This window comes from Oleiphilus sp. HI0132, from assembly GCF_001635845.1.
In genome coordinates this window covers 1-3,944 of sequence record NZ_LWGJ01001132.1, presented here as the reverse complement: position 1 = coordinate 3,944, position 3,944 = coordinate 1, and the positions used below count along the sequence as shown (strand labels likewise).

3 protein-coding genes are annotated in these 3,944 nt (G+C 42.7%); all 3 read left to right on the top strand.

The window, feature by feature from the left end; all coding sequences use genetic code 11:
• Positions 1 to 238: 238 nt before the first annotated feature.
• Positions 239 to 2,047, top strand: a complete 1,809-nt coding sequence (gene typA, locus A3766_RS15360; protein WP_068510231.1) for a translational GTPase TypA — start codon at positions 239 to 241, stop codon at positions 2,045 to 2,047.
• 130 nt (positions 2,048 to 2,177) lie between these two features.
• Positions 2,178 to 2,615, top strand: a complete 438-nt coding sequence (gene dtd, locus A3766_RS15355; RefSeq protein ID WP_068510233.1) for a D-aminoacyl-tRNA deacylase — start codon at positions 2,178 to 2,180, stop codon at positions 2,613 to 2,615.
• Positions 2,616 to 3,213: 598 nt separating this feature from the next.
• Positions 3,214 to 3,944 (top strand): porin (locus A3766_RS15350; RefSeq protein WP_068642464.1); only part of this gene is annotated, 731 nt, incomplete at its 3' end.

The window sequence follows — 3,944 nt, the reverse complement described above, 5'->3', positions numbered from 1 at the left end:
AAATAGGTGGCTGGAAGGGAGTATCAGTGGATTTTTACGATGTAATGCGCACCATAGCGGTGCTTCATGCTGTTTAGTGCAATAAAATGGTGCGACAGTAAAAAACTAAAATGTAACATATTTGTTTACTGCATTTTAATATGACGTTCTTTCTGTATAATTCGCGTCCAATTTATATTCAGTTACTTTTAATTTAAGTCTTGGATTTAGTCTTTTCAGGATAACAGGTACCCGTATTGTGATAGAGAAATTAAGAAATATTGCCATCATTGCTCACGTTGATCATGGTAAAACGACGCTTGTAGATAAGTTGTTAAGCCAATCGGGTACACTCGAACGTCGGGACGAAGGTTCTGAGCGTATCATGGACTCCAATGACCAGGAAAAAGAGCGCGGTATTACCATTCTGGCAAAAAATACAGCCATTCAATGGAATGACTATCATATCAATATCGTTGACACACCTGGGCACGCTGACTTCGGTGGCGAAGTAGAGCGTGTATTATCGATGGTTGACTCGGTATTGCTGTTGGTTGATGCCGTTGATGGGCCGATGCCTCAAACTCGTTTTGTGACTTCAAAAGCGTTTGAGCAGGGTTTACGTCCTATTGTTGTAATCAATAAAATAGATCGCCCGGGTGCTCGTCCAGACTGGGTGATGGATCAGGTTTTCGATTTGTTTGATAGCTTGGGTGCGACGGATGAACAGTTAGACTTCCCTGTTATTTATGCGTCGGCGCTGAATGGTATTGCTGGTTCAGACCCTGAGGATATGGCTGACGATATGACGCCGCTGTATGAGATGATCACAGAACAAGTGCCAGCGCCTGATGTAGATCCTGAAGGAATGTTCCAGATGCAGGTGTCTGCATTGGCTTACGACAGCTACGTAGGTGTTATTGGTGTAGGTCGTATTACTCGCGGAACATTGAAGCCAAATCAGCAAGTAATTATTAAAGATGCCAAGGGTAATGAGCGTAAAGGCAAGGTGCTTAACGTCAAAACTCATATGGGGCTTGAGCAGGTTGAGACGCCACTGGCGAATGCTGGAGATATTGTTTGTATCAATGGTATTGATGGCTTAGGTATTTCAGATACTTTGTGTGACCCGGAGTGTGTAGAGGCTTTGCCAGCACTAAACGTAGATGAGCCAACCGTAAGTATGACCTTCGTGGTGAATGATTCTCCTTTTGCAGGCCTGGAAGGTAAGTTTGTTACGACGCGTAATATTAAGGACCGTCTTGATCAAGAGCTTATTCACAATGTGGCATTACGAGTGGCGCCAGGTGATACGCCGGACAAGTTTGTTGTCTCGGGTCGTGGTGAATTACACCTTTCTGTATTGATTGAAACAATGCGTCGTGAAGGTTTTGAGATGGCGGTATCGCGCCCTGAAGTTGTCCAGAAAGAAGTTGATGGCCAGATTCACGAGCCGTATGAGATGGTTGTAATTGATGTTGAAGAGCAGCATCAAGGGCCTGTGATGGAAGCAATGGGTTTGCGAAAGGCAGAATTAACCAATATGGAGTTGGATGGTAAAGGGCGTGTGCGTCTTGAGTTTGTTATCCCTTCTCGTGGTTTGATCGGTTTCCGTGGATTATTCCTGACGCTGACTTCTGGTTCAGGCATCATGACGAGTGTCTTTGATCACTATGGCGAAGTGAAGTCTGGTGGCTCTTTTGAGCGTCAGAACGGTGTGTTGGTGAGTATGGTCAAAGGTAAGACCACTGCTTATTCGTTGTTTACTGTTCAGCAGCGTGGCCGTTTATTCTTAGGCCCTGGTGTTGATATTTATGAAGGTCAGATTGTCGGCATTCACTCACGCTCTAATGACTTGGTTGTTAATACGGTCAAAGGTAAGCAGCTAACGAACGTTCGTGCATCGGGTACCGATGAGGCCTTGACCTTGGTTCCGCCGATTACGCATACGCTAGAGCAGGCGCTTGAGTTTATCGAAGATGATGAGTTGGTTGAAGTAACGCCAGAAAGCATTCGTATTCGTAAGAAGCTTCTTACCGAGACTGAGCGAAAGCGTAATAAGAAGTAAGCTTCTGTATAGTCTGTATAGAAAGTAGCTTAATAATTAAGCCCGCCTCCATATTTGGAGGCGGGCTTTTTTGTGGGTCATCGATATGACATATTAAAGGATTATGCTTAATTAAGCTTGGGAGAGAAAAGTGAAAGGTCTGATTCAGCGGGTAAGCTCTGCTTCGGTCGAGGTCTCTGGTGAAGTGGTTGGGGAGATATCTAAAGGGGTTTTGTTATTGCTGGGCGTTGAGAAGCAAGATACTGAAGCTTCGGCACAGGCTTTGCTTGAAAAGGTAGTGGGCTATCGTATTTTTGAGGATGAAGCTGGTCGAATGAACAAAAGCCTAAGGGATATAGGAGGTGAGTTATTGCTGGTTTCCCAGTTTACGTTGGCAGCGAATACAAAAAAGGGGCGGCGGCCAAGCTTTTCAGAGGCCAGTGAGCCTGGGCGAGCGCAAGAGCTTTATAAGATATTTGGAGAAATGGCCGAGGCGCAAGGTGTTCGTGTGCAGAGAGGGGTATTTGGTGCGGATATGCAAGTTTCTCTGGTGAATGACGGGCCGGTTACCTTTTTGCTTGAGGTGTAGTTATTGTGTGCTTGTTAGTGGATTTTGAGCTTTTTTGGTGCAAAACGGCTAATTTGCGAGAAAAATGTAATTATTTTTTGTACTTTTGTTTATTTGCTGCTAAATAATAGTTAAGCTTAATTTTAAAAAGGACTTGTAAGATATTGTTTGTACTGGTTAACCACTAGAGAATGACTGGTATATCTTTATTGCAAGTGCAATGACGCATATAAAAGTGAAGTAAGTTTTGCTTGGCATTAAATAAGGCTTGGGTGTTTTTGATCTAGATCATTCAGGTCTAAACCTTAACAAGCTGTAACGTGCCTTAGTGCTCAAACTTGTCTTAATATGTTGATAGGAAAGATAAAACACATTTTAATTTGTTAAGTAATTGGCAGATATAAGATGAAACTTATGTTGGGAACATGTCTGAAGAATTGATTTTTGACACATTTCTGACATATTTTATAAATAATATAGGCGGCCGGAAGACTGTGCTGTATTAACGGTGCTGTATTAACGGCATAACTAATAATAATTTAATCGCTAAGTATATTTAACGAGATTCCAGGATGAGCCTGACTCTCATTAAAATTTTAACAGAAAAAAGGAAGACGAAATGAAAAAGACCCTGATCGCTTCAGCTGTAGCAGCAGCTACTCTATCTACTGGTGTAATGGCAGCAGATAAAGGTATTGAATTCTACGGTGATATCGATGTTGCATATGTACATGCAGATGCTGACGGAAATACTGCCAACGCTGTAATGGATAGTGACTCTACTTTTGGTTTGACTCACTCTCACATGGTTTCTGAAGGCGTAACTGCTTTTGCTAAAGTAGAATTTGAATTCGACGCAGACGAAACTACAGCTGGTATCAACCAGTCTGATGAAATCTATGTTGGTGTTAAAGGTGACTTCGGTTCTGTTCAATACGGTGTTGATGACACAGTATATGAGTGGGTAGACGTAACAGACACTTCTGAGTTTGTTGGCTTAGAAGGCGAATTGGCTGCAGATAGCGAAGTTGAGAACCTACAATATGTTTCTCCTGAGATTGCTGACGGTTTAACTGTTGGTGTAACTTTGCCAGTTGAAAGCAGCTCTGTATTCGCTGGTGCTTTAGCTGCTAAATACGCTATGGATAACCTTGAACTTGCTTTTGCATACTCTATGGGTCGCGAAGAAGCTGGTGTTGAAGCAGAAGATACTATTGGTTTAGGTGCTACTTACTCAATGGATGATATTACTGTAATGCTTGGTTACGAAAGCATGTCAGATACAGTTGATTACATTGGTTTGCAGGGCATGTACACAATGGGTCAGAACCAGTTTGCTCTAGGTTATGG